At 50.9% G+C, this 23,477-nt stretch carries 21 protein-coding genes, 1 tRNA gene and 1 pseudogene; 11 read left to right on the plus strand and 12 right to left on the minus strand.

The window, feature by feature from the left end; genetic code table 11:
- Both DPO_RS18300 and DPO_RS18305 read right to left on the minus strand, forming a co-directional pair.
- Positions 1-323 (minus strand): annotated as a pseudogene (locus DPO_RS18300) (ISNCY family transposase); the annotation flags it as partial.
- 207 nt (positions 324-530) lie between these two features.
- The gene (locus DPO_RS18305) at positions 531-977 is read right to left on the minus strand and encodes a hypothetical protein (protein ID WP_006967786.1); all 447 of its coding nucleotides are present in this window, start codon (positions 975-977) and stop codon (positions 531-533) included.
- A 966-nt stretch (positions 978-1,943) separates the two neighbouring features.
- Here DPO_RS18305 and DPO_RS18315 point away from each other — a divergent pair.
- Positions 1,944-2,513: a flavin reductase family protein gene (locus DPO_RS18315; protein WP_006967787.1), complete on the plus strand. Its 570-nt coding sequence runs from the start codon at positions 1,944-1,946 to the stop codon at positions 2,511-2,513.
- A 21-nt stretch (positions 2,514-2,534) separates the two neighbouring features.
- Complete coding sequence (locus tag DPO_RS18320; RefSeq protein WP_006967788.1) at positions 2,535-3,008, plus strand: YbaK/EbsC family protein; 474 nt, start codon at positions 2,535-2,537, stop codon at positions 3,006-3,008.
- A gap of 51 nt (positions 3,009-3,059) precedes the next feature.
- Here the strand turns inward: DPO_RS18320 and DPO_RS18325 are convergent, their stop codons facing one another.
- The gene (locus tag DPO_RS18325) at positions 3,060-3,515 is read right to left on the minus strand and encodes a DUF3795 domain-containing protein (RefSeq protein WP_006967789.1); all 456 of its coding nucleotides are present in this window, start codon (positions 3,513-3,515) and stop codon (positions 3,060-3,062) included.
- A 130-nt stretch (positions 3,516-3,645) separates the two neighbouring features.
- On the opposite strand from DPO_RS18325, the gene DPO_RS18330 reads away from it, so the two are divergent.
- Positions 3,646-4,644: a GlxA family transcriptional regulator gene (locus DPO_RS18330; protein ID WP_006967790.1), complete on the plus strand. Its 999-nt coding sequence runs from the start codon at positions 3,646-3,648 to the stop codon at positions 4,642-4,644.
- A 40-nt stretch (positions 4,645-4,684) separates the two neighbouring features.
- On the opposite strand, the gene DPO_RS26500 is transcribed toward DPO_RS18330, so the two are convergent.
- Entirely contained in the window at positions 4,685-5,773 is a 1,089-nt protein-coding gene (locus DPO_RS26500; RefSeq protein ID WP_268870646.1) for an SO_0444 family Cu/Zn efflux transporter, read from the minus strand.
- Between the two features lie 243 nt (positions 5,774-6,016).
- On the opposite strand from DPO_RS26500, the gene DPO_RS18340 reads away from it, so the two are divergent.
- The gene (locus DPO_RS18340) at positions 6,017-7,333 is read left to right on the plus strand and encodes an MFS transporter (RefSeq protein ID WP_006967793.1); all 1,317 of its coding nucleotides are present in this window, start codon (positions 6,017-6,019) and stop codon (positions 7,331-7,333) included.
- 8 nt (positions 7,334-7,341) lie between these two features.
- Positions 7,342-8,310 (plus strand): phosphotransferase, encoded by a 969-nt coding sequence (locus DPO_RS18345; protein WP_006967794.1) that lies wholly within the window; start codon positions 7,342-7,344, stop codon positions 8,308-8,310.
- Positions 8,311-8,316: 6 nt separating this feature from the next.
- On the opposite strand, the gene DPO_RS18350 is transcribed toward DPO_RS18345, so the two are convergent.
- The 8 genes from DPO_RS18350 to DPO_RS18380 form a co-directional block, all read right to left on the minus strand.
- Complete coding sequence (locus DPO_RS18350; protein WP_006967795.1) at positions 8,317-9,210, minus strand: DMT family transporter; 894 nt, start codon at positions 9,208-9,210, stop codon at positions 8,317-8,319.
- Positions 9,207-10,631: a dihydrolipoyl dehydrogenase gene (gene lpdA / locus DPO_RS18355; RefSeq protein WP_006967796.1), complete on the minus strand. Its 1,425-nt coding sequence runs from the start codon at positions 10,629-10,631 to the stop codon at positions 9,207-9,209. Before lpdA ends, DPO_RS18350 begins: the two co-directional genes overlap by 4 nt.
- Before the next feature lie 2 nt (positions 10,632-10,633).
- Positions 10,634-12,025, minus strand: coding sequence for a 2-oxoglutarate dehydrogenase complex dihydrolipoyllysine-residue succinyltransferase (odhB, locus tag DPO_RS18360; protein ID WP_006967797.1), 1,392 nt, complete (start codon positions 12,023-12,025; stop codon positions 10,634-10,636).
- A 53-nt stretch (positions 12,026-12,078) separates the two neighbouring features.
- On the minus strand, positions 12,079-14,790 hold the full coding sequence (locus DPO_RS18365; RefSeq protein ID WP_006967798.1) for a 2-oxoglutarate dehydrogenase E1 component: 2,712 nt from the start codon (positions 14,788-14,790) through the stop codon (positions 12,079-12,081).
- Between the two features lie 125 nt (positions 14,791-14,915).
- On the minus strand, positions 14,916-15,236 hold the full coding sequence (locus DPO_RS18370; protein WP_083912076.1) for a hypothetical protein: 321 nt from the start codon (positions 15,234-15,236) through the stop codon (positions 14,916-14,918).
- Positions 15,205-15,435, minus strand: a complete 231-nt coding sequence (locus tag DPO_RS24690; protein ID WP_201765644.1) for a DUF255 domain-containing protein — start codon at positions 15,433-15,435, stop codon at positions 15,205-15,207. The genes DPO_RS18370 and DPO_RS24690 overlap by 32 nt, the downstream gene beginning before the upstream one ends.
- Positions 15,436-15,444: 9 nt before the next feature.
- Positions 15,445-15,585: an entericidin A/B family lipoprotein gene (locus tag DPO_RS18375; protein ID WP_006967800.1), complete on the minus strand. Its 141-nt coding sequence runs from the start codon at positions 15,583-15,585 to the stop codon at positions 15,445-15,447.
- Between the two features lie 140 nt (positions 15,586-15,725).
- Entirely contained in the window at positions 15,726-17,819 is a 2,094-nt protein-coding gene (locus DPO_RS18380) for an acetate--CoA ligase family protein (RefSeq protein ID WP_006967801.1), read from the minus strand.
- A 159-nt stretch (positions 17,820-17,978) separates the two neighbouring features.
- Between DPO_RS18380 and DPO_RS18385 the strand changes: the two genes are divergently transcribed.
- The 6 genes from DPO_RS18385 to DPO_RS18410 all read left to right on the plus strand — a co-directional run bounded on the left by DPO_RS18385 (position 17,979) and on the right by DPO_RS18410 (position 23,428).
- Positions 17,979-18,071: transfer RNA gene (locus DPO_RS18385), tRNA-Ser, on the plus strand.
- Between the two features lie 304 nt (positions 18,072-18,375).
- Positions 18,376-19,152, plus strand: a complete 777-nt coding sequence (locus tag DPO_RS18390) for an IclR family transcriptional regulator (RefSeq protein WP_006967802.1) — start codon at positions 18,376-18,378, stop codon at positions 19,150-19,152.
- A gap of 19 nt (positions 19,153-19,171) precedes the next feature.
- Complete coding sequence (locus tag DPO_RS18395; protein ID WP_006967803.1) at positions 19,172-20,539, plus strand: aminotransferase family protein; 1,368 nt, start codon at positions 19,172-19,174, stop codon at positions 20,537-20,539.
- A 25-nt stretch (positions 20,540-20,564) separates the two neighbouring features.
- Positions 20,565-21,602: a TRAP transporter substrate-binding protein gene (locus tag DPO_RS18400; RefSeq protein ID WP_006967804.1), complete on the plus strand. Its 1,038-nt coding sequence runs from the start codon at positions 20,565-20,567 to the stop codon at positions 21,600-21,602.
- A 33-nt stretch (positions 21,603-21,635) separates the two neighbouring features.
- On the plus strand, positions 21,636-22,127 hold the full coding sequence (locus DPO_RS18405; protein WP_006967805.1) for a TRAP transporter small permease: 492 nt from the start codon (positions 21,636-21,638) through the stop codon (positions 22,125-22,127).
- Positions 22,128-22,144: 17 nt separating this feature from the next.
- On the plus strand, positions 22,145-23,428 hold the full coding sequence (locus tag DPO_RS18410; protein ID WP_006967807.1) for a TRAP transporter large permease: 1,284 nt from the start codon (positions 22,145-22,147) through the stop codon (positions 23,426-23,428).
- Positions 23,429-23,477 lie beyond the last annotated feature (49 nt).

The raw sequence follows: 23,477 nt of genomic DNA on the forward strand, positions 1-23,477 counted from the left end.
GTCCCAGCATCTGCCTTAATGTTCTGTGGGTTGTTCACCATCTCCTGGAGCTTATCGTAATCCCAATTGCAATTGAGCCGGATGGTGCCCATCACAAGGATTTTCCACAGGTCCATTCCCGGACGTCCATTTCTGGAGTCAGTGTCTTCCGGAATCACATTTTTGAGGATGGCAAAAACTTTTTCTCGCAGATCTTGATCGCAATAGATATGCTGGAGCCCCAAAAGCAGCTTGGGAATTTCATCCCTGGCCCTCATGTCAAGTTTGATTTGGTCGATAGGGGTCTGCCCGAATGTCATTTGTGGTTCAAAAATTTTACGCAAAACAACCTCGAAGTTTTGTTTGGGTGTTGAAATTTGAATTGCTTTCGATTTCTCTCGTTTGTTAAAATCTCGTTAATTATTAATAGGTTATATTAACACAGAAATCAGTAAAAATCAACAAGCAATTCAATTATAAGTAAAAATTTCAAATAAGTTTTAGCCGTCATCCCCTTGAAAAACGTGGCGTTCTGAGTTTTCGGTCAGACACTAACTATCTTGGACCAATTTATAATTGTGTGGAGTTTTGTCAAAAAGCTCATAGTCTGGAATAATTTTATCAATGATTAATTTTTCATTATCAAGGATTTTAGGGCGGTTTAATACACCTTGAATAGGTGTTATCCCTGTTTCTTTAGCAAGTTCGTCGGGCATCAAGCTTGCTAAGATGCCACCGACAAAGATGCGTGTTATGTCTCCCTGAACTAAGGATTTATAATAATTGATAGTTTTTACAGTTACAGCCCAATTAAACGTAAAAACCGTGGAAATATAAATTCGGTCCCAGTAACATTCATATGAAATGCCTTCACTGATACCTTTCACAAATTTCACATAATCACCAACCTGCTTGTGGTAAGCAGATATTTTCATGAGTCCTAACGGTGGAAACTTAGTTTTGTATCCAGGTTCAACAAGAAGTATATTACGTTTCATTATACGCTCAGACTTTTATAATATTAATTCAAAATCGTATCCGTGTGATATACTATTTCTCGTCAAGATACAACACCCAATCTTCATTCTTGGAAAATTGATTTTTTGTAAATCATTGTCTCAATTAAAATATAAAGTCAAATAATTTAAGCACGTTAAATATCCAAAGAACCTTACATATATCAGTCCCCATGCGATAATTTTTCTCAAGGCATTTTATAAAGGGTACTTATTACAATCTAAAAATCGATATTATCGGCTTTATTATGGTTCGTCTAAACATTTAAACATCCATAGTAGCCGAATACCCTATGAAAGCGGGAACAATTTGTCAGAAAGGATGTATTGAAAATGCAGAACCAATATACAGCGGTAATGAAACATATAGACGGCTGGTGGTTTGGATGGATTAAAGAAATCCCGGGAGTAAATTGCCTGGAAAAACATACGAAGAACTTAAAGACACTTTGGAATTTACGCTAAAAGAAGCCCTGTCGTTCAATTGTCAAGATGCATTGAATGCTACGGCAGTGGGATACAGGGAAGAAAAAATTGCAGACTTGACATGAACACAGGATGTTGTGATAGAAAATCAAGTAGTTACCAACTATTTGGAGATAAAAAGAAGATGATATCCATTCTACTATGATGCGGGCTTTTTCAATTTTTATTCCCTCAACGAGGGTTTGAGGTCAACACTATTATTAAAAGTCCTGGGGATTTTAATTTTACCCAATATATTTTGTAGGAGAATTGCATCTATCGATAATAATCAAGATTAATTATCCCTGTATGAGTATTCTGAGGCTGAATAAATTTATGATATCCATGCAATCCTAAATCTGATAATCTCGGATGATATGGAAGAAGGGGAATACCGGAGAGATCAATACTTATTTGCATAACCCTTTTTTAAACTGACAGGTGTTCGGCTATCGCTGCACACCAGCAAAGGAAGGTTACAGTATGAAAAAATCCATTGGTGCAAAAACAATCCTGTATCCCACACCGGTACTGATCGTGGGGACCTATGACAAGAACGGCAAACCCAATGCCATGACAGCGGCCTGGGGCGGGATCTGCTGTTCCAGCCCGCCGTGCGTGACCGTGTCTTTGAGAAAAGCGACCTACAGCTACAACTGTCTCGTTGCCAGCGGTGCCTATACCCTGAGCATTCCTTCAGAAACCTATGTGGAAGCAGCTGATTATCTGGGCATGGCATCCGGGAAAACCGAGGACAAGTTCAAGACCGCCGGCCTGACCCCGGTCAAAAGCGACCAGGTCAATGCGCCGTATGTCAAGGAATTCCCCCTGATTCTGGAATGCAGATTGATACACACCCTGGAGATCGGGCTGCACACCCAGTTTGTCGGAGAAATTGTGGACATCAAAGCGGATGAATCCGTTCTGGCGGAAAACGGGATGCCGGACATTGAAAAAATGAAACCGATTTTGTATGCCCCCGCTGAAAAAGCGTATTTCAGTGTGGGCAAAAAAATCGGAGACGCGTTCTCCACAGGCAAACGCCTTAAATAACAAAGGAACAGGAACGATTCTATGTCAGTGGAAGCAGTTAAACAGTTTTTTTCAGATTTCAACATGGAGGATCGCGTCATGGTACTTGAAACCTCCACTGCAACGGTTGACGAGGCAGCCGCCGCCCATGGCGTGGATCCGGATCAGATCGGCAAAACCCTGTCATTTAAACTGGACGGCAGGCCCATTTTGATTGTTGTGGCCGGCAGGGCCAAAATCGACAACCAGAAGTACAAGCAGCAGTTTTCAAAAAAGGCGAAAATGCTCTCACCTGCCGAAGTGCTGGCATACACCGGCCATGCCGTGGGCGGTGTATGCCCTTTTGGGCTCAAACAGCCCATGGATGTGTACCTGGATATCTCATTGAAAAAACACCCGGAAATCATTCCGGCAGCCGGGGACCAGAATGCCTCAATCCGCCTGACCATAGAAGAACTGGAGCGGTTTTCAGACTGCAACGACTGGGTGGATGTGTGCACACAGCACCGGAACTGATTGCCGCGCCAACACTGCGCGGTGCTGTGTGAACCATTTTAGCGGGCTGCTTCAACCATATCTGGGCCGGGTTCTGGCTGTTTCACAATAGGTTTCAATTCCTTTTTTCCGGATGATCTGATTGATGGACACCCAGCTGTTGTACAGGTTTTCATCAAACCGGGTGTTGTTGCAGGGAAACTGATCACACTGGTAACAGAAATCAACCCCCATTTCCTGGTGACAGGGCCGCACACCGCAGTTTTTAAAAATCCGGCACTGTTCATTCCGGCAGCCGTGGCAGTGTTCTGCCGCAAAATAATCAAGCATTTTTTCAAAATCGGGGTATTTCCTGAACACAGGCGCCTCCAGCATGGATTCAAAGCGCCGGGCAGCGGCCCGGAAATTACCCAGCTTTTCCCTGAGCTGAATGCTCAATTTCCTGATATCCCCGTTGACATGGGCGAAACAGGTTTCACAGCACAGGCCGCAGGGGGCGATAACGGTTTTAATGGTGTCGGTTGTCATGGTGCACCTCCTTTAAATGACAGGTTTCTGGCTTGTTTTTTTGTTTTAGCCATTGCAGACACAAAACAAAAGTGGCATAAACGACATTTAGAGAGGTGATAACGACAGAAAGAAAGAAAAATTCAGCCCCATGATACATGTTACGATTTTAGGCCTTTACAACTCCATGGCAACCACGGTTTTCGGCCCCATGGACATCCTCAACCAGGCCGGCCGCCTGTGGAACCGGCTGGCCGGCACCCCCCGCACCCCGCTGTTTGACGTGACACTTGCCTCGGCAGACGGCAAACCCATCCGGTCCGTGAACCGGGTGGAAATCATGCCCCATTGCAGCATTGAACAGATTTCGCACACCGACCTGATCATCATTGCCTCAGCCACATATATCGATAAAATCCTTGAGCAAAACCCGGAGCTGCCCGGCTGGATCCGGCACCATTATGATCAGGGGGCCCATGTGGCCAGTATCTGCACCGGGGCATTTCTTCTGGCGGAAACCGGACTGCTGGACGGCAGATCCGCCACGCTTCACTGGGGGTTTGCAGACCGGTTCAAAGCCCGGTATCCCAACGTGCGGTTGCAGCAGGACCGGATTTTCATCGATCACGGCAGACTTTACTGTTCCGCCGGAGTCACCGCCGGCATGGATCTGTCACTCTATCTGGTGGAAAAATTCTGCGGCAGACCGGCTGCCACAAAATCGGCAAAAACCATGGTTCTTGCCATGGACCGGGAGAGCCAGGCCCCCTTCCGCTGTTTTCCCGGGATCACCGATCATACCGATCCTTTGATAGCCCGTGCCCAGCAATGGCTTGAAACAAATCTGGCCCGGGAAGTGAACTATGATGAACTGGCCCGCACTTTAAGGATAAGCCGCAGATCCCTGGAAAGGCGGTTCAAGCAGGCCACCGGCATGACCCCTTTGTCGTATCTTCAGGCACTCCGTGTTGAAAAAGCCCGGCAGCTTCTGGAGGAGGGCATTGCCACCTTCAGTGAAATCACCTATGCCGTGGGGTATGAAGATATCTCTTTTTTCCGGAAACTGTTCATCCGCCTGACAGGACTGAGACCCAAAGAATATCAGAAAAAATTTGCCGGTTATGCCGTTCATCCCCCGGGATCACAGTGACAAAAACCTTCCAATCCTTTTCCGGGCGCACCAGATACGTTCATTCGCTGCATTCTGAGCTGCACACCGTGGATGCACAACCGGTCGACTGCTTCCAGCTGGTGTAGACCATCAGGACGGCCAGCACGACTGCGGCAGGGATTTGAATCCAGACCGGCACGATTTCCGCTGCCTGTCCCACCACGGCGCTGGCGCGGATGCCCATCAAATCATATACCGCATCCACACCGATCCCCATGGCCAGGGAAGTGACAGCGATCATGGACAGGTAGATCACCAGGGTCCGGGTATTGAAAATGGTCCTCACCAGATTGATGGTGGCGGCATTGGTGGCCGGACCGGCCAGCAGAAACACCAGGGCGGCACCGGGATTGAGCCCCTTAAGAATCAGGGCCGCGGCAATGGGGGTGGAGGCCGTGGCACACACGTACATCGGGATTCCTGCGGCCAGCATGACCAGCATGGAGACAAACCGGTGATCATTGGCCCAGACCGTGAGATCCTCCGGAAAAAAAAAGGTGATGACGCCGGCGATGAGAATCCCGACGACAAAGGGTTTTGCAATATCGCTCACCAGTTCGCCAAAGGCATATCTCATGCCTGTGACAAACCGGGGAAAAAAAGAAGAAGGGGGTGTGGGTGCACCGGCACGGGTGTCATCGGCACACCCTCAGCCCCCGGATGGTTTGGGGTCAATTTTTTCAGCCACAGGGCTGTCCTTTCCAAAAAAATTCTGGGCGATCCCTGTGGAGACGGCTGTGATAAACGCGGCCACGGGCCGGATCACCGTCATGACCGGATCCAGCATGGCCCAGGACACGGCAATGGAATCCACCCCGGTTTCAGGGGTGGATATCATGAATGACAACGCGGCCCCGCTGTTGGCTCCCTGTTTTTTCAAGCCTGTGGCCACGGGCACCACGCCGCAGGAACACAACGGCAAAGGGATACCGAAAAACGCCGCAAGCACCACCGGTTTGATCCTGCCTGTTCCCAGATAGGTCTTTATTTTTTCCGCCTTGAAAAACACATGCAGGAGCCCGGCGATAAAAAACCCGAACAGCATGTACACGGCCACATCCAGATACAGATACCACGATTCTTTTAATATATCATACACCACGGTCATTTCGTCATTTCCTTATCAACAGGGTACCACATGATCCAGGCGCATCTGAATCAGTGACCCATAGGATCATCATTGATCCGATTACACCGGCTGTCAACCTGGCAGCCGAAAATAAAAACAGCCAAACCTGTATCCTAAACTTTCCGTGCCCGGGTTGATAAACAGGCCAGATCCGGATTGACAGAATGGGACGAAACCTGTATTTAAGCGGTTCAATCTTTAAACAAATCAGGAACCCGTCCTATGAAACAACGCGATGTCAATGCTTCCGGACCATCGGATTTCCGGTTCGAGCTGGCCAGGTGGTCTATTTTTGCCATTCTCATCCTTACCTATATTCTGGTGTATTTTCACCGCATGGCCCCGGGGGTGGTGTCGGAATATCTCATGGCGGACTTCAGCATCAGCGGGGCCCGTCTGGGATCCCTGGCTGCGGTCTATTTTGCCGTGTATGCGGTGATGCAAATTCCCTCCGGCGTGATCGCCGATACCCTGGGCACCCGGACATCCATCATCTTCGGAAACCTGGTGGCCGGCACCGGATCCATATTGTTCGGCCTGGCGCCGGGTTTTGAAATCGCTCTGGCCGGGCGGTTTCTGGTGGGGCTTGGCGTGTCTGTGGTCTTTATCGCCATCATGAAAAACAACGCGGTGTGGTTCCATGAAAAAGTGTTCGGCATCATGAGCGGCCTGACCCTGTTTTTCGGCAATCTCGGCGGGGTGCTGGCGGCCGGACCCCTGGCGCAGGTATTAACGGTGTTTCAATGGCGGACGGTGTTCACAGGGATCGGTTCCCTTTCTTTGATACTGGCGTTGGCCGGATTTCTGATAGTGAAAAACAAGCCCCAGGATATGGGGTTTGATCCGCCCAACACCTATGGGGGCAGCCTGGACATCCACACCCGCCACTGGGTGACCAACCTTAAAAGCGTGGCCATGACCCTTGAAGTCTGGCCCGGGTTCTGGGTCCAGCTGGGCATGATCGGCAGCAGCTATGCGTTCATGGGACTGTGGGGCATCCGGTATCTGCAGGACGTCCATGAACTGAGCCGGGGGGCTTCCGCCAACCTCATGACGGCCCAGCTGCTCAGCTTTGCATTGGGCGCTTTGTTCTGGGGATGGATCTCCGACAGAATCGGCCGGAGAAAACCGTTTCTGATTGCAGCGGCCGCCGCATTCCTGGTGTCCTGGCCCATGCTGATGTTTCTGCCGTGGACAACCGGGATCAGCGGTTATGTTCTGTTTGCCTTTATGGGGTTTGCCGCATCCGGGTTTGTCATCACTTTTGCCGCAGCCAAAGAGATTGTCCATCCCAACCTGTCCGGCATGGGGGTCAGCATGGTCAACACCGGGTGTTTCGTGGGCACGGCCCTGGCCCAGCCCCTGGTGGGCTATATTGCGGATTTGACCTGGGACGGCACCCTGGCGGCCGGGGTCCGGGTTTACAGTGCCGGTGACTACCAGAACGGGTTCATCGCCATGATAATACTGTGCATTCTGTCTTTGATCGCTGCATTCCGGGTCAGGGAAACCTATTGCCGGAACAGTTTCAAAGAATAAGATAACCCATGCTTGACTGGTCAAACACAGCCCTGCGCCAGTGGATTTGTGATCAATGGCAGATGGACATCCACTGTATCCGGCAGGACATCGACATCCAGGGCAGCCCGGAGCGGGCCTTGTCCCGGATAGTGATGGCGGATACACAGGACCGGCAGTTTCTGGTGGAGCAGTTTGACCCCGGAAAACAAGCCCTCCGGGACCGGGTGGCCCGGGCTGTGGATTTTTTATTCACCCACGGCCTGACCCGGGTGGTGCCATACCGGAAAACGGTGCGGGGAGAATTTCTGCCGATTTTCAATGGGGCCTGTTTTCAAGTCTCTCAGTTTCTTGACGGAACCCTTTTAAAACGGCCGGATTATCTGTCATCCGCAGCCATGGGCCAAAACACGGCCCGGTTCCTGATAAAAATGGCTGAAACCGCCACGGGCATGGAAAAGCACCTCTCTTTTCCCCGGTTTTCCATCAAAACTTATATCCATGAACTTTTCAAAACCATGAAAATCCATGATCCGCCCGTGTATGACCGGTTTCTGCCGGTGCTGGATTTTCTGGAGGCTGAATTCATGCCGGCCCATGATCACTTAGCCTTGGCGTTCTGCCACGGGGATCTGCACCCCTTGAACATCATCTGGGACAAGGACGAGATCCGGGCTGTGATCGACTGGGAGTTTGCCGGCATCAAACCCGATCTTTACGATGCCGCCAATTTTGTGGGATGTGCCGGCATCGAGAACCCCAACGGCTTGGGCATGGACATGGTCATGACCTTTCTGGCTAAACTGCACCAGACAGATGTGATCAGTGAGATGGGGTGGCGGTTTTTCCCGGAATACGTCCTGGCCCTGCGGTTTGCCTGGCTGTCGGAATGGCTCCGGAAAAAGGATCACGAGATGATCGATCTGGAACATGCGTTCATGCGCATTCTTGTGGACCACATGCCTGAGATCAGGCACGCGTTTGACCGCGTGGCATAACCTGTTTCACACCGGCTTGATGGGTACGGGTTCATGCCTGGCCCCCAGGCTGTTCAGGACAATGGCCCCGGAAACAATGCAGCCGCCGATCACGGTCAGCAGGCTGGGCACCTCATGAATCCCGAAGATGGGCAGATACACCCAGATCACCCCGCCCACCACCTCGAACAGGGACAGCAGGTTCAGTTCAGCCGCCGGGAAATATCCGGCCCCTAAAGAAAACAGGATCAGCCCGACCCCCACCAGAGACCCGTGCACCATGCTCAATAGAATGTTTCGCAAAGGCATGGCGATGGCATCGTTTTGAATCAGCATGATCCCGGCGGTGATCACGGCACACAGGATCCCGGCCAGGGCCACTGTGGCAAACTGGGGGGTTTCCTTGCGCATCCGCAGCGAGATGGAAAACGTGGCAAACCCGCAGGCGGAAGCAAATCCCGTGACGATTCCCAGCAGGCTGCCCGCTTCCAGACCTTCCACCACCATCACGCCGATGCCCACAAATGCGATGCCCATGGACACCCAGGTGATGGGGCGCAGGGTTTCCTTGAGAAGGACAATCCCCAGAAATGCCGCAATAAACGGGATGGTGGAGAACAGAAACAGGGTGTTGGCCGCCGTGGTCAACGTGATGGACCAGATGAAAAAAATGAACGCCCCCACCAGGCCTAACGCGCCGACAATTCCTGACGCTCCGATTTTCCGGAAATTTTCCACAAACCGGTGCCGGTCCCTGGCCATCAGATAGATGCACAGGATAGCCGCCACGGTCAACCCCCGGAAAAACAGATACTGCCACCGGTAATCCTCAGGGTCCACCATGTAACGGATGGTGAGCGCCCCGAACGACCACAGGACTCCGGCGGTCAGCACGACAAACAAGGCTCTTGAATGGGTCATGGCTGCCACTGTTTTTTCGGGACCGCTGCCGCAGCCTCCTGGATGGCTTCGCTGAATGTAGGATGGCTGTGAACCATACTTGCGATCTGTGTTGCGGTCATCCCGGCTTCCATGGCTGCCACGCCTTCAGCAATCATTTCCGAGGCACTGGGACCGATGATGTGCACGCCCAGGATGCGGTCGGATGTTTTATGGACAATGAGTTTGACAAATCCGTCCGTCTCCCCGAGACACCTTGCCCTGCCTGTGCCTGAAAACGGATACGTGCCGGTGAGAAACGGGATGCCCCTTTTTTTTGCGTCTTCCTGGGTCATGCCCGCACCTGCGGCCTGGGGAGAGGTATAAATCACGGAAGGAATCGTGTCGTAATTCACGTCTCCGGGCAGACCGGCCATGCATTCTGCCGCAGCCGCGCCTTCAGCGGACGCCTTGTGGGCCAGCATGGGTCCGGCGATGATATCACCGATGGCATAAATGGACGGCACACGGGTACGAAAAGCCGCATCCACGACAATCCGGCCGGTGTCCGGGTCTGTTTCCACCCCCAGTTCGTCGAGTCCCAGGCCGTCCAGCCTCGGGCGCCGGCCCACCGACACCAGCAGGCGGTCAAAGGAAAGGGTGTCTGACGCGTCTTTGGCCTTGACCGATACCTCAACCTGATTGTCTTTTACCGCCGCCTTTGTAACGGTGGTCTTCAACCGGATATCCATGCCCTGGGCTTTGAGCAGCCGCATCAGGGTCCGTGCCACCTGGCCGTCCGCGTTGCCGGCGGCCTGGGGCAGCATCTCGATCACCGTCACTTCAGACCCGAGCCGCTGCCACACCGATCCCAGCTCAAGGCCCACATACCCGGCCCCCACAATGCCCAGCCGCTTTGGCACGGTATCCAGTGCCAAAGCGTCGGTTGAACTGATGATGTGTTTGCCGTCAAAATCAAGATCCGGCAGGGGATTGGGCTCGCTGCCCGTGGCCACCAGAATATACCGGGCCGGCAGGATCAGTTCCCTGTCCCCGCTCCCGGTTTCTTCATTCCGGGTGACATGGACCCGGTCCGGTGCTTCCACCCGGGCTGTGCCGTGGATGATCTCTATTTTGCCTCTTTCCAGAAGCTCCCGAAGATTATGGGTCAGTTCTTCCACCACCTTGTTTTTACGCGACATCATGGTTTCCAGATCCAGCCGCACATCCTTGATCTCAATGCCGTGTTCCGCCATTTTATGCCGGGCCTGGTGGTATCGTTCGCTTGAATCCAGCAGGGCCTTGCTCGGGATGCATCCCACGTTCAGGCAGACCCCGCCCAGGGTTTTCTCCTTTTCAACCAGAGCGGTGTCAAATCCCAGTTGCGCAGCGCGCAGGGCCGCAGAATAACCGCCCGGTCCTGATCCGATGACCACCACATCATAGGTGTTTTTCTGACTCATTATCATACCTCCAAAAGCATGCGTTCCGGGTTTTCAACACAGGCCTTGATCTTTTTGAGACAGGTGACCGCCTCCCTGCCGTCCACGATGCGGTGGTCATAGCTCAACGCCACGTACATCATGGGCCGGATCACCACTTCATCATCCACCACCACGGGCCGTTTTTCAATTTTGTGCATGCCCAGGATCCCGCTCTGGGGGGAGTTGAGAATCGGGGTGCTTAAAAGAGACCCGTAAACACCGCCGTTGCTCACGGTAAAGGTGCCGCCTTCCAGGTCTGCCAGTTCCAGCCGGTTGTTCTCGATTTTGTCCACAAACGCGACAATGGCCTTTTCAATGCCGGCAAAATCCAGCTGGTCTGCATGGCGGATCACCGGCACCACCAGACCTTTGCCCGATCCGATGGCCACCCCCACATGATAGTAATGATGATAAACAATATCCTTGCCGTCCACAAAGGCATTGACCTGGGGATTCTGTTTCAATGCCTCGATGCAGGCTTTGATGAAAAAAGACATAAATCCCAGTGACACCTGGTGCTTTTCCTTGAACGGCTCTTTGTATGCCTGGCGCAGGGCCATGACCCGGCTCATGTCGATTTCATTGAACGTGGTCAGCATGGCGGTGTTCTGCCGGGCTTTGAGCAGGTGCTCCGCAATTTTGCGGCGGATCGGGGTCATGGGTTTCCGGGTCACGCGTTCCTCGGAGCCGACCTTGCCTGAATCCGCTTGATCGCTTTCCCCTTTATCGCTTCCTGCTTTGTCAGGTTCTGCTTTGTCTGATGCAGATGTCTCCGGATCAGTCTTGCCGTCCGATTCAGCCTTGTCCGGTTCAGAAGCATCCGGTTCAACGGCCCGGTCCTGGGAAGATTCCAGGACGAGCAGCACGTCACCCTTGGTGATTCTGCCGCCCGGGCCGCTGGGCGTGACATCGGACAGGTCAATCTGTTTTTCTTCTGCCAGACGCCGGGCCGACGGGGAGATGTTGCCGACTTTATCCCCCTCATCTTTTTCCGGAATCTCTTTGTTTTCCGTTTCGCTTTTTTTCTCCTGGCCTTTGGGTTCCTTTTTTTCAGAAGGGCCGGAGTCCTTTGGGGCGGTGTTTTCGGGTTCGGATTCCTGTTCCCGTGCCGTGTCGGAAGTGTCTTTTTCGGTCTTTCCGCCGGATTCAATCTCCGCCACCACCGTGCCGATGGCCACGGTCTCCCCTTCTTTGACTTTGATGTTGAGTGTACCGCCGGTGTCTGCCGTCACCTCCAGGGTGACTTTATCGGTTTCAATGACAAACAAAGGCTCGTCCGCTTGAACAGTGTCCCCGTCATTTTTCAACCACTGGACCAGAAGGGCCTCTGTAACCGATTCGCCCACACTTGGAACTTTTACGTCATGTGCCATGATCACTCCTTAAAAATGCAGTAAAAACGCGGCCGGGCCCGACACAGGCCGGATCAAAGCGTTAATGCCTTTTTGATAATCGCTGCCTGTTCCTGTTTGTAAACCCCTGAAAACCCCGTGGCCGGGGAAGCCTGGGCCGGGCGAGTCACGCAGTGCACCGAATCGCCCACCATTTTTTCCAGGCGCGGCCGGATGAACTCAGCCCCTCCCATGTTGGCGGGTTCTTCCTGGACCCAGTACCACTGTGGGGTATTCTTGTACCTGGAAATGACCTGTTCCAGCAATTGCTCGGGAAACGGGTAAAACTGTTCCATCCGGATGATGGCAATCTTGTCCCGGGCGGATTCCGACCGGTTTTTCACCAGTTCATAAAAGATTTTTCCGCTGCAAAACACCACGCGCTCGGGATTTTTAACCGTTTCAGGATCATCCAGGATTTCACTGAAACCGCCTGAGGTGAGATCTTTTATTTCCGACACGGCCATGGGATGCCGCAGCAGGCTTTTGGGGGTCAGGATCACCAGGGGTTTTCTAAATGACCTCATCATCTGGCGCCGGAGCAGATGAAAATACTGGGCCGGGGTGGTGGGGTTGCACACCTGGAGGTTGTCATGGGCGCACAACTGGAGAAAGCGTTCCGGCCGGGCGCTGGAATGCTCCGGCCCCAGACCTTCATATCCGTGGGGCAGCAGCAGTACCAGGCCGCACTGGCGCCGCCATTTGGCCTCTCCGGCGGCAATATACAGATCGATCACAGCCTGGGCATTGTTGACAAAATCCCCGAACTGGGCCTCCCACAGGGTCAGCCCTCCGGGATTTGCCACGGCATACCCGTATTCAAATCCCAGAACACCGGCTTCAGACAGAAAACTGTCATAAACCCGGTATGCCGCCTGGTCTTCGGCAATATGGTTCAACGGCACCCAAAGGTCTGCGTTTTTGATGTCCCGGATCACGCTGTGGCGCTGGGAAAAGGTGCCCCGGCCGCTGTCCTGGCCGCTCAACCGGACGGGAATGCCCTGGGCCAGAAGGGAGGCAAATGCCAACGCTTCCGCCGTGCCCCAGTCAATATCCTTGCCCTTTGATACCGCATCCAGACGTTTTTCCAGGACCCGGGCCAGTTTGTCATAAATGGCAAACCCCTCCGGGACTTCATACAGTTTTTGGGCGTAGGCCGTTAATTTTGATTTTTCCACGGCCGTATCGGTTTTTTCATGGGAATAGCTGGTGGAAATGCCGTCCCATTCCGGATAAAATTTCGGTTCCGGAAACGTGCACGTATCACCCCGGACATTGTCAAACGCGGTCTCCATCTCCTTTTTTGTCGCTTTTGACAGCGCTTCGGGTTTTTCAGGAGAAATGATTTTTTCTTCGATCAGCCGGTCGGCATAGGCCCGGTCCAGGGGGGCCCGGGAGCGGATCCGCTCATACATCCGGGGCTGGGTAAAATAGGGTTCATCCCCTTCATTGTGGCCGAACCTGCGGTAACAGATCACATCGATCACCACGTCCTTGTGAAACTGCTTCCGGTAGGCCGCTGCCAGGTTCACCACATGAAGGGCCGCTTCCGGGTCTTCGCCGTGAACGTGAAAAATCGGGACCATGAGCATTTTGGCCACATCCGTGGAATACCGGCTGGACCGGGCATTTTCAGGCGTTGTGGTGTACCCGATCTGGTTGTTGATGATCATATGAATGGTTCCGCCGGTATGAAATCCTGAAAGCTGGGACATGTTCAAGGTTTCCGCCACAATGCCCTGGCCGGCGAACGCGGCATCCCCGTGGAGCAGCAAAGGCAGAATCTGGCGTAACCCATCGGAGCCGGCCTTTTCCTGCCTGGCCCGGGCAAACCCTTCGACCACCGGATCCACGGATTCCAGATGGCTGGGATTGTCCAGAAGACACACCCGCAAAGATTTCCCGCCGGCGGTCTCGATATCCGCCAGGTACCCGTTGTGGTATTTCACATCCCCGGCACCGATGAGGTCCGCGGGATTGTAACAGCTTTCAAACGCCTTGAAAATATCCTCATACGGCCTTTGAAGCACCTGGGTCTGAACGCTTAACCGGCCCCGGTGGGCCATGCCCATGATGACTTCGCCGCATCCGTCCTCCGACACCCGGTTGAACAGCGCATGCAGCATGGGAACGACCATCTCGGCGCCTTCCACGGAAAACCGTGTCTGGCCCGGATATTTACTGTTCAGAAACCGTTCGAACACCCCGGTGCGGGTCAGTTTTTCCAGTACCATGGTTTTTTCTTTGTCTGCAAGGTCCGGGCGATTTTTGACCGGTTCCATTCTTTCCTGAAGCCATCGTCTTTCCGCAGGGTCCTGCAGGTGCATGTATTCAACACCGATGGAATGGCAGTAGGTTTCCTTGAGCCGGCTGAGAATATCCTTGAGCCGGGCCCGGCCTGAGTCGGAAAACCGGCGGGTGTAAAAAAAAGTATCCAGCTGATCCGGCGACAGGCCGAATGTCTCAAGGTTCAGCAACGGATGGTCTGTGGGGCAGGAAGAAAGCGGATCCATGCACGCCATGAGATGGCCTAAGTCCCGGTACCGGTATATCAGTGATTCCACCCGGGACTGGGCAAGGGCCGCATCCGGGGTATCGGCAATGTCTTGTTTTGCCGCCCCTTTGTTTCCGATGTCAAATCCTTTAAAGAAAAACTGCCAGTCCCGGGGAACGGCGTTTTGGTCATGTTTCCATTTTTTATACTGGGCCTCTATATACGCCTCATTCCACATGTCGGTCGTTGCCATATTGGTCGTTCCTTTCAGGAAAATTTTGGTCCTGCACCTGTCGTCTGATTTGTCTCATTCTTATACGAAAAACCGCTGTTGAAATAAAGACAATTTTTTTGAACCGGGCATTGACCGCCCTTTTTTCATGCGGATTCTATGATGGATTTCAGTTTTTCAACCGCGGTAATGGGTTCCCGGCAGGCAAACTGCTGGCACCAGAATGTTGTAGGCCGGTCCACAGGTACGGCAGAAGCCATTTCCCCCGCATAGGCAGCGATTTTATCCAGTTCTTCAAAAGCGTCCTGTTTGCCGCGGAACAAAAGGACTTTATTGGGAAGATATGCCTGTTTGACGGCACGCAACATGTCTGTGGTCTTCTGGTTGCCGGGGTCCCCGACCACCACAATTTCCTGGGTCGGGCCGATGATAAAATCACAGGCAGCAAGAAACTGCGTAAATCCCATGGGGTGGGACATGACACCAGTGGCAGGTGGCATATCCGATGGAGAGAAAAACGGGTTTGTCCTCTTTTTTTGCTTTTTCAAAGGCTTGTTTTCCCCAGGGATGCCAGGCCACCGGATTATCTGCATGCTGCAGTAAATAGGGGCTTTTGCTGTCAGCCAGTCGATTGAATGCGTTTTGCGGCGGTGTTGTCTCAGCCATCAAACTAAATCAATCCGCTTTTTGTTGAATTTTTTCACCGGCAGTTTCCAGATCTTCACCCACCCCCTGCATGGTGTTGCAACTGACCGTCAGAAAACTCAATGAAGCAAGCATCACAATGATTACCAGATTTTTTAATAAGCTTTTCATCGTTCCTCCAGATTTTTTTGTTTGAATCCAGCAATAACCGATATTTGCTGATCCGGGTTTAAGCGGTAACCAGATGAAAAGTTGCCGCGTTTCTAAACTCAATTATAAGTGGAAAAACCATAAATTGCTATAGGCAATAATTATGCCAGCACCACCAGCCCGTCCACGGCAACAGGATCTCCTTTGTGCATAATCAAAGGATTGATATCGATTTCCCGGATGTCCGGATACGCGCAACCCAAATCCCCCAAAATGACAAGGATACGTCCCAGGGCATTTTTGTCCACTGGATCATATCCCCGATACCCGTCCAGCATGGGCCGGCATTTGAGCCGGTCGATCATGGCCAGGGCATCTGCCAGGGTCAGAGGCGCCACCCCGAACACCGTGTCATTGAGGGCTTCGGCAAATATCCCGCCCAGCCCGCACATGACACAGGGCCCCAGCCGGGGATCCCGGACAAATCCTGCCACCAGCTCTATTTTCCCCGGGACCTGTTTCTGGATCAGGATACGGCCGCGGCCTTCCATGGTCTGTTGAAGCGTTGTCACCGCCGATGCAAGATCTTGGTCAGAGGCGATGCCCAGGTGCACCAGACTGGATTCGGTCTTGTGTGACACCCCGGCAACCATGCCCTTGACCACCAGGGGGAACCCGAAATCAGCCGCCGCGCGCTGTGCTTCCTCAAAAAAAGTCACCTGTTTTTCTTCCACCACCGGGATGCCGCAGGCTTTGAGCACCTGTTTGGATACCAATTCGTCCAGTTCACCGGTGTTTGATGCCAGCACCGCCAGGCGGGGATCCTGTGTCAACCGGCGGATCCGTTCTTCCGCCGCTGTTTCCGGATCGGTTTCAATCTTTGGGCAGGGGCGGTTCAGCAGCATGCCCATGCATTCCACGGCCCGCATTATCTCCCGGAATACCGGCACCCCCAGGGGCTGTGCCGTTTTCTGGAACCGATACACCCGGTCCCGTTCCCCGGAAATCCAGCAGAACAGCGGCTTGCCCGCTTCCCGGGCGGTGTCGGCCATTTTTTCCAGATCCACCTCCAGGCTGAATCCACCGGCAAAGCAATGGATAAACACGGCATCCACCGCCGGATCAGCGCACACCGCCTGCATGGCTGTTTCATAGGTTTTTTTGGATCCGTTCAAAATAATTCCGGGCCACATGTCCACGGGATTGGCAGGCGGCATCCATTCCGGAAAAACCGTCTGCAATGTTTCCAGCGTAGTGTCTCTGAATTGAGACAATTCAAGGCCGTGCCGGTCCATGATATCCGCGGACACGATTCCTGCGGCACCCGTGTAGGTGAGCACGGCCACCCGGTTTCCGGTTCGGGGCGGCAGATGGGCATACATGCCAAAGGTCCTTGAAAAATCAGCCAGCTGGTAAAACCCGTCCGCCGTTATAACTCCGGCCTGGGCCATGGCACCGGCCACCAGTGCTCCGCCGGCCGACAGACTGGCCGTGTGGCTTTGGGCTGCTGCTGCGCCTCCTGCGGTTTTCCCGCCGTTGAGAATCACCACGGGTTTGGGGGTACTGCGGCATAAGGCCATGAACCGCCGGCAGTCGGTCAACGATTCCAGATACAGCCCGATGGCGGCCGTGTCCGGGTCATGAATCAGCCATTCCAGGAGATCGTTTTCATCCACATCCATTTTGTTGCCGATGGAACAAACCTTGGCGATCCCCATGGTGCCGTGGGATATGAGATCGATGAGAAACGCCCCGGCCAGCATCCCGCTCTGGGCGATCAAAGACACATTGCCGGGAGTCAGGCCGGTATCCCAGATGGTCGGGGTGACCGTGGAAAATATCCATTGGCTGGGCACATCCACCAGGCCCATACAGTTGGGCCCCCACAGGCGGATGCCGGTTTCCCGGGCTGTCTGCCTGATCTTCTCCTGCAATGCCGCCCCGGTGGTGCCGGTTTCCGAAAATCCGGCAGACTGGATCATAACGCCCGGAATCCCTCTTTGGGCACAATCCTCGATCACCTGCGGCACCATGTGGGCCGCCACAAACACGATGGCCAGATCCACGGGATCCGGCACATCAGACACGGACAGATAGCAGGTAAACCCTTCTATTTCATCGTACCCGGGGTTGACCGGATACACCGGCCCAAAATATCCTTTTTTAAGATTCAACACAATCAGATTACCGCCCTTTCCTTTGCTGGCTGTGGCTCCCACAACCGCAATACCCCGGGGCCTGAAAAAAAACTCCATTCACCCTTCTCCTGTAATTGCCTGCTTTATAAAAAATAATATCCAAGTATATTAAGCAATCCATGCCAATGACTCAAGAATAATTATTTTGGAACTTCTTGACATGCATCCCATAATCGATAAAATCAAAACTTCTGCCCAGTGACAGGTCCCTGAATCGGAGAGGTGGCCGAGCGGCTGAAGGCCCTGCTCTCGAAAAGCAGTATCCCGGCAAAACCGGGATCGTGGGTTCGAATCCCACCCTCTCCGCCATCATATCAATAAATTCAGATAATTATAAAATATATGGACATAGTGTTACCATAAAGAATACCATGAATTACCTAAGAGGACGGCAGTGTCGCAAATACGGGGTTGTTCTATAAAGAAGAAAGGAAGATATTCAATAAGTCGGCCTCAAAATGCTAAGTTTTGGAAAAAGTCGATAAAATGCATTGCACTGTCCAAGAAAAAAAATCGATAAAACAAAAATTTTCTATTGACAAATTGAAAAATTAAAAATTATTATAGTTAATAAAAGTAAACAATTTACTATAATAGTAAAGGGTCGGTACTAATGGCAAAAGGGCAGACCCCATATTTCTCCAAAAGTCTTGAAAAAGGGCTACGAATTTTAAGCCTGTTCAATCAGGATCGTATTTCCTGTACGCAATCCGATATATCGAAATTGACCGGCATCAACATGACATCCACATACAGATTTGTGAACACGTTCGTGGAATTGGGCTATCTTCAAAAACACCCGGAAACCAAAAGACTGAAGCTCGGATCAAAGGCCATTTCATTGGGCCATGGTTTGTTGAGAGGATTTGATTTCCTCCAGATGATAAAACCGATTGTAGATGAAACATGCAACCAGCATCAAATCACAATGGATGTGGCTTTAAGAGATACAGATGCGCTTATGATCATTTACAGGCGAGAACTACGAAATGCCCTGCCTTATCAATTACCGACAGTAATAAAAGATCTAAACAGTACCGCACTTGGAAAAGCTGTTCTTGCATTTCTCCCGGAACAGGAACAGATGGCTGTTATCAATTCACTGTCCTTTGAAAATAAAACAGGAAGAACCATCATCGACAGAGACCAGCTGTTTTGTGAATTGGCATTGATCAAAAAAAGAGGATATTCCATCAACAACGAAGAGTTCGTCCCTGGCCTGTTGGCACTGGGTGCTCCTTTGATAAATGCTGGCACGAACAAGGTTGCCGGCGCTATTTGTTTTGATTTTCTCAGAACCCAGACGTCTTTGTCAGAAATAAAAAAAGAATATGCTGAACTAATAATTCAACTGGCACAAAAAATTTCAAAATACTTGCCCATCTCATGATCAGAACCAGGAGAAAAACATGAATAATCAAACAGACTCTGGAAAATCTCATGTATTTCACTTTTTCTTGAACCGAAAATATGTATCCATTGCCTCCGGTAAGGGAGTGTACATCTATGACGACCAGGGAAACCGGTATCTGGATGCTTCCGGCGGCCCCATTCTTTGCAGTCTGGGCCATGGTCTTGAAGAAATGGCAGATGTCATCAATGAACAGGCCAGGAAACTGGTCTATGTGCATCGTGTGGATTTTACCAACCCGCCGCTTGAAGAAGCGTCAAGAAAACTTTGCGAAGCATCCAATTTTGTCATGGACAAGGTGTTTTTTGTTTCCGGCGGGACCGAAGCGATTGAAATCGGAATAAAAATTGCCCGGAAATACCATCTGGACAATGGCAAACCATCCAAATCAAGGGTCATCTCCAGATGGCAAAGCTATCACGGCAGCACCGCCGGGGCTCTGGCGTGGACCGGTGCCACAGCCAGAAGAAATGATTTTATGCCCTATCTTCATGATTTCAACCATATCCCGCCGGCATACTGTTACCGCTGCTGGTTCAACAAAACACCGGACAACTGTGACCTGGACTGTGCCAATGCCCTGGAAAATGAAATCATGTGCCTGGGGCCGGATAATGTCTCGGTGTTTCTGGCAGAACCGGTGTCAGGCATGGCTCTCTGCGGGGCGGTCCCTCCTGAAGGGTATTTTGAACGGATCCGAGAGATTTGTGATAAATATGACGTGCTCCTCATGTTTGATGAGGTAATGACAGGCGCCGGACGAACCGGCAAAATGTTTGCATATGAACATTTCAATGTGGTGCCAGATATCCTGGCGCTGGGCAAAGGCCTGAGCGGGGGGTATTTCCCCATCGGAGCGACAGCTGTTCCTCAATTCATTCATGACAAAATTGCATCCAACTCCGGTGTCTTCGGTGCAGGTCATTCCTGGGGCGGGAACCCGCTGGGCTGTTCGGTGGTATCAAAAACACTGGATTACATCAAAGAACATGATCTTGTTGAAAGATCCCACACCTTGGGTGAATATCTGAATAACAAACTTGATAAATTAAGAGCCCACCCGCTGGTGGGTGATGTCAGGGGTCTGGGCTTAATGCGTGGTATTGAGTTTGTCCAAGACAAAACAACCAAAAAACCGTTTGAAAAAAGTCTGGGTTTTTCTTCCAGGGTGTCTGCTGCATGCCTTGAAAAGGGAATGTTTGTTGAATACTCAAGCGGGTGTGACCGAGGACAGGCTGGTGACATGGTGATGCTGGGACCACCTTTTATTATCACTGAAGAGCAAATAGATAGTGCAGTTCAGATTCTGGAACAGGTGCTTGACCAGGATCTTCTATCATCAGATCGTCAATTTTTGACCTTTTGAAACCACAAATCAAGGAGGAAGGAAGATGCAAAAAACATTTGCACGATCAATCATTCTGTCCATTTTTTCTTTGTTAATCGCTTTGGTAATGGTCTTTCCTGGAGCAAACACGGCAGAAAGCAAGGAAAAGATCACCATGTCAACCGCCACTCCGATGTATCCCGCATTTGCTGAACAGATCGGGATTAATCTGTATATCAACGCGATCATTGGCATGACAGAAACTCATCCGGACTTAAAAAAATATGAATTCAAGATTTTTGATAAAGGCATGCTTTATGGCAACCAGAGTGAGGCTCTTGAAGCAGTATCCAACGGTGCGATTCAGATGACCTATTCTGCACCGCATTTTCTTGAAGAACTGGATCCGGCATGGAAGCTCGGAGAGACCCCAGGTGTTTTTGAAAGCTGGGATCATTACATGAGATCGATGAATACACCGGAATGGAAAGCGCTTCATGATAAAATGGCCAAAGAAAAAGGGGTGACTATCATAAAATGGTTATTTGATACTGGCACATGGTATCTGTTCACAGATACGGGACCAATCAAATCAGTCGCAGATGTCGAGGGTCAGAAAATCCGTTTTGCTGGCGGAGAGGCGTTTGCCAAAGCGCTTAAAGCACTCAAGGTAACTCCGATTGCCCTGCCTTACACAGAAGTTGTTACTGCCTTGCAGACCAATATGATTGAAGGGCTTTTGACCGATTTTACTGGCGGAGTCGGATATTTTGAACTTGCCCGCCATACGAAATACGCTGTTCTAATTCCCTTTGGCAATCAACCGATTTGCATGGTGGCCAACACAAAGTGGTGGGAAGGTCTGCCTGAAAATGTTCGTGAAACTTTAAGCACGACATTTGATCAGATCGATGCATCCAAATACTATGAAAAATTCGAACAGGAATCTATTGAGAAATGGGATGCTGATCCAAAACTCAGTGCCCTGAAATTTGAAAAAGAAGAAATAGCCAAATGGCAGAAACTGATGAGAGATTCTTTTGCCGATATGTACGAAAAACTGGATCCTGAATTGATCAAGGCAATCGATACTGCAAGATAATTTTATCACCTGCTGGAAAGGATGATCTGACAGATGGGAAAAAGTTTAATCGACAAAGCATATAGAGTGATAGAAAAAATTTGTGCTTTCCTGCTGATCATCGCTGTTCTGATAAGCCTTGGAGAAATCATAGGTCGTGTTTTTTTTCACATGACCTATGATTTTGTCATTGATTTGCCCGTTTGGATCACAGTGTGGGCCATGCTTTTGATCAGTGGCCCGCTCATCGCTGAAAATGGTCATGTCGCCATTGATCTTGTCGTAACCAAGCTCCGGGGAAAAGCTAAACTCTTGTTGGAACTGTTCAATATACTCGCCACAATTATTTACGGAGCAGCTATCTCATTTGGGGGCATTGTGCTAACTATGATGCTGTATGAACGTCAGGCGGTATTTCCTAAATACTTTCCGATCCCCAAATGGATTGTGGAACTCTGTGTCCCCTTGGGTATGATCATATTCACCCTTGTCGGTATAATTGAATTTTACAATTTAATTAAACGGTATCAATCACAAAAAGATTGAACCCACTGGAGGCAGGTTTGGATCTGTTTGTATATATCGGCATTGCATTAATGGTCATTTTGTTTTTAAGTGGCGCCCCGCTTGCGATCGCGTTTGCGTTCGGATCCAGCATTATTGCACTGTATTCCATGGGAATGTCATTTGAGTCACTGGCTCAGATCTTTTTTTCATCTATAAATTCATATCCCCTGCTTGCATGCCCATTCTTTATCCTGGCCGGCAACCTGATTCTCCGAAGCGGGGGAATGGTGCCTTTGAGTGACTTCATCAAGGCAACGTTTGGAAGATTACCGGGCGGCTTGGCCGTCGCCGGGATTATTTTTGCCGCTTTTCTGGGCTCCATCTCTGGTTCTGCGGCTGCGTGTCTTGCCATAATAGGGACTGTCATGGTCCCTGTTTTTGTGGAGAATGGCTATGATAGACCCTTTGCATCTGGTCTTGCCGTCACTTCGGCGGAACTTGGACTTCTTATACCCCCGAGCTTGTTTTTTATTATATTCGGTGCGCTGAATCGTATTTCCATCGTGGATCTATTTATGGGCGGCATTGGTATGGGACTTTTGACTGCATTCTTGATGTGCATTGTTGCTGTCATAATCTGTAAAAAAAGAAATTATGCAACATTGTCAAAGGCAACCTGGAAAGAAAAGCAGCTGGGATTCATTAAGATACTGCCATTGATTCTTATGCCAGTTCTCGTACTGGGTGGAATTTACGGCGGTTATTTCAGCCCGACTCAGGCAGCATCGGTGGCTTGTCTTTATTCACTTCTCATCGGTTTGTTCGTTTACAGGGAACTGACCTGGGGAAAAATTATGGAAGCTACCATAGATACAGCCAAAATCAGTTCAATGATTTATTTTTTAATTATTGGCGCTGATCTTATGGGACGAATGTTTGCCTACATAGAACTTCCTCAGATAATCACTCAATATGTCATTTCGCTTGAACTGGGACCACTTGGTTTCATGATGATGGTCAATTTTGTTCTGCTGGTTATGGGATTCTTCTTCTCCAGCCTGCCAATGGTCATCATCGTTCTGCCTCTTTTTATACCAAGCGTCATCACCCTGGGAATAGATCCGGTTTTTTATGGCGTGCTTGCCGTCACAAATTCATTGATTGGTGAAATCACACCACCTATGGGTCCTCAGCTTTGGATTGCAGCTCCGGTATGCAGGGAAAAAATGGGTGCTATCGCCAGAGAAGCCTGGCCATTTCTCGGGGCATGGGTCGCTGCAATGCTCATCGCCACCGTCTTTCCGGATATCATCATGTTTCTGGTTGAGTTTTTCCGATAGCAGGCTTACGGATCGCAATCTTGCTTATTTTCCCTGGATAGATCAAAAA

Origin of the sequence: Desulfotignum phosphitoxidans DSM 13687 (assembly GCF_000350545.1) — a bacterium.
GTDB classification, from domain to species: domain Bacteria; phylum Desulfobacterota; class Desulfobacteria; order Desulfobacterales; family Desulfobacteraceae; genus Desulfotignum; species Desulfotignum phosphitoxidans.

Excerpts from the sequence above, each read along its gene's own strand:
- odhB (WP_006967797.1), bottom strand. The coding sequence starts at position 12,025 with ATGGCACATGACGTAAAAGTTCCAAGTGTGGGCGAATCGGTTACAGAG.
- DPO_RS18400 (WP_006967804.1), top strand. The coding sequence starts at position 20,565 with ATGCAAAAAACATTTGCACGATCAATCATTCTGTCCATTTTTTCTTTG.
- DPO_RS18365 (WP_006967798.1), bottom strand. The coding sequence starts at position 14,790 with ATGGCAACGACCGACATGTGGAATGAGGCGTATATAGAGGCCCAGTAT.
- DPO_RS18315 (WP_006967787.1), top strand. The coding sequence starts at position 1,944 with ATGAAAAAATCCATTGGTGCAAAAACAATCCTGTATCCCACACCGGTA.
- DPO_RS18320 (WP_006967788.1), top strand. The coding sequence starts at position 2,535 with ATGTCAGTGGAAGCAGTTAAACAGTTTTTTTCAGATTTCAACATGGAG.
- DPO_RS18340 (WP_006967793.1), top strand. The coding sequence starts at position 6,017 with ATGAAACAACGCGATGTCAATGCTTCCGGACCATCGGATTTCCGGTTC.
- DPO_RS24690 (WP_201765644.1), bottom strand. The coding sequence starts at position 15,435 with ATGGCTGAGACAACACCGCCGCAAAACGCATTCAATCGACTGGCTGAC.
- DPO_RS18345 (WP_006967794.1), top strand. The coding sequence starts at position 7,342 with ATGCTTGACTGGTCAAACACAGCCCTGCGCCAGTGGATTTGTGATCAA.
- DPO_RS18395 (WP_006967803.1), top strand. The coding sequence starts at position 19,172 with ATGAATAATCAAACAGACTCTGGAAAATCTCATGTATTTCACTTTTTC.
- DPO_RS18350 (WP_006967795.1), bottom strand. The coding sequence starts at position 9,210 with ATGACCCATTCAAGAGCCTTGTTTGTCGTGCTGACCGCCGGAGTCCTG.
- DPO_RS18405 (WP_006967805.1), top strand. The coding sequence starts at position 21,636 with ATGGGAAAAAGTTTAATCGACAAAGCATATAGAGTGATAGAAAAAATT.
- DPO_RS18370 (WP_083912076.1), bottom strand. The coding sequence starts at position 15,236 with ATGGGATTTACGCAGTTTCTTGCTGCCTGTGATTTTATCATCGGCCCG.
- DPO_RS18305 (WP_006967786.1), bottom strand. The coding sequence starts at position 977 with ATGAAACGTAATATACTTCTTGTTGAACCTGGATACAAAACTAAGTTT.
- DPO_RS18375 (WP_006967800.1), bottom strand. The coding sequence starts at position 15,585 with ATGAAAAGCTTATTAAAAAATCTGGTAATCATTGTGATGCTTGCTTCA.
- DPO_RS18390 (WP_006967802.1), top strand. The coding sequence starts at position 18,376 with ATGGCAAAAGGGCAGACCCCATATTTCTCCAAAAGTCTTGAAAAAGGG.
- DPO_RS18330 (WP_006967790.1), top strand. The coding sequence starts at position 3,646 with ATGATACATGTTACGATTTTAGGCCTTTACAACTCCATGGCAACCACG.
- DPO_RS18325 (WP_006967789.1), bottom strand. The coding sequence starts at position 3,515 with ATGACAACCGACACCATTAAAACCGTTATCGCCCCCTGCGGCCTGTGC.
- DPO_RS18380 (WP_006967801.1), bottom strand. The coding sequence starts at position 17,819 with ATGGAGTTTTTTTTCAGGCCCCGGGGTATTGCGGTTGTGGGAGCCACA.
- lpdA (WP_006967796.1), bottom strand. The coding sequence starts at position 10,631 with ATGAGTCAGAAAAACACCTATGATGTGGTGGTCATCGGATCAGGACCG.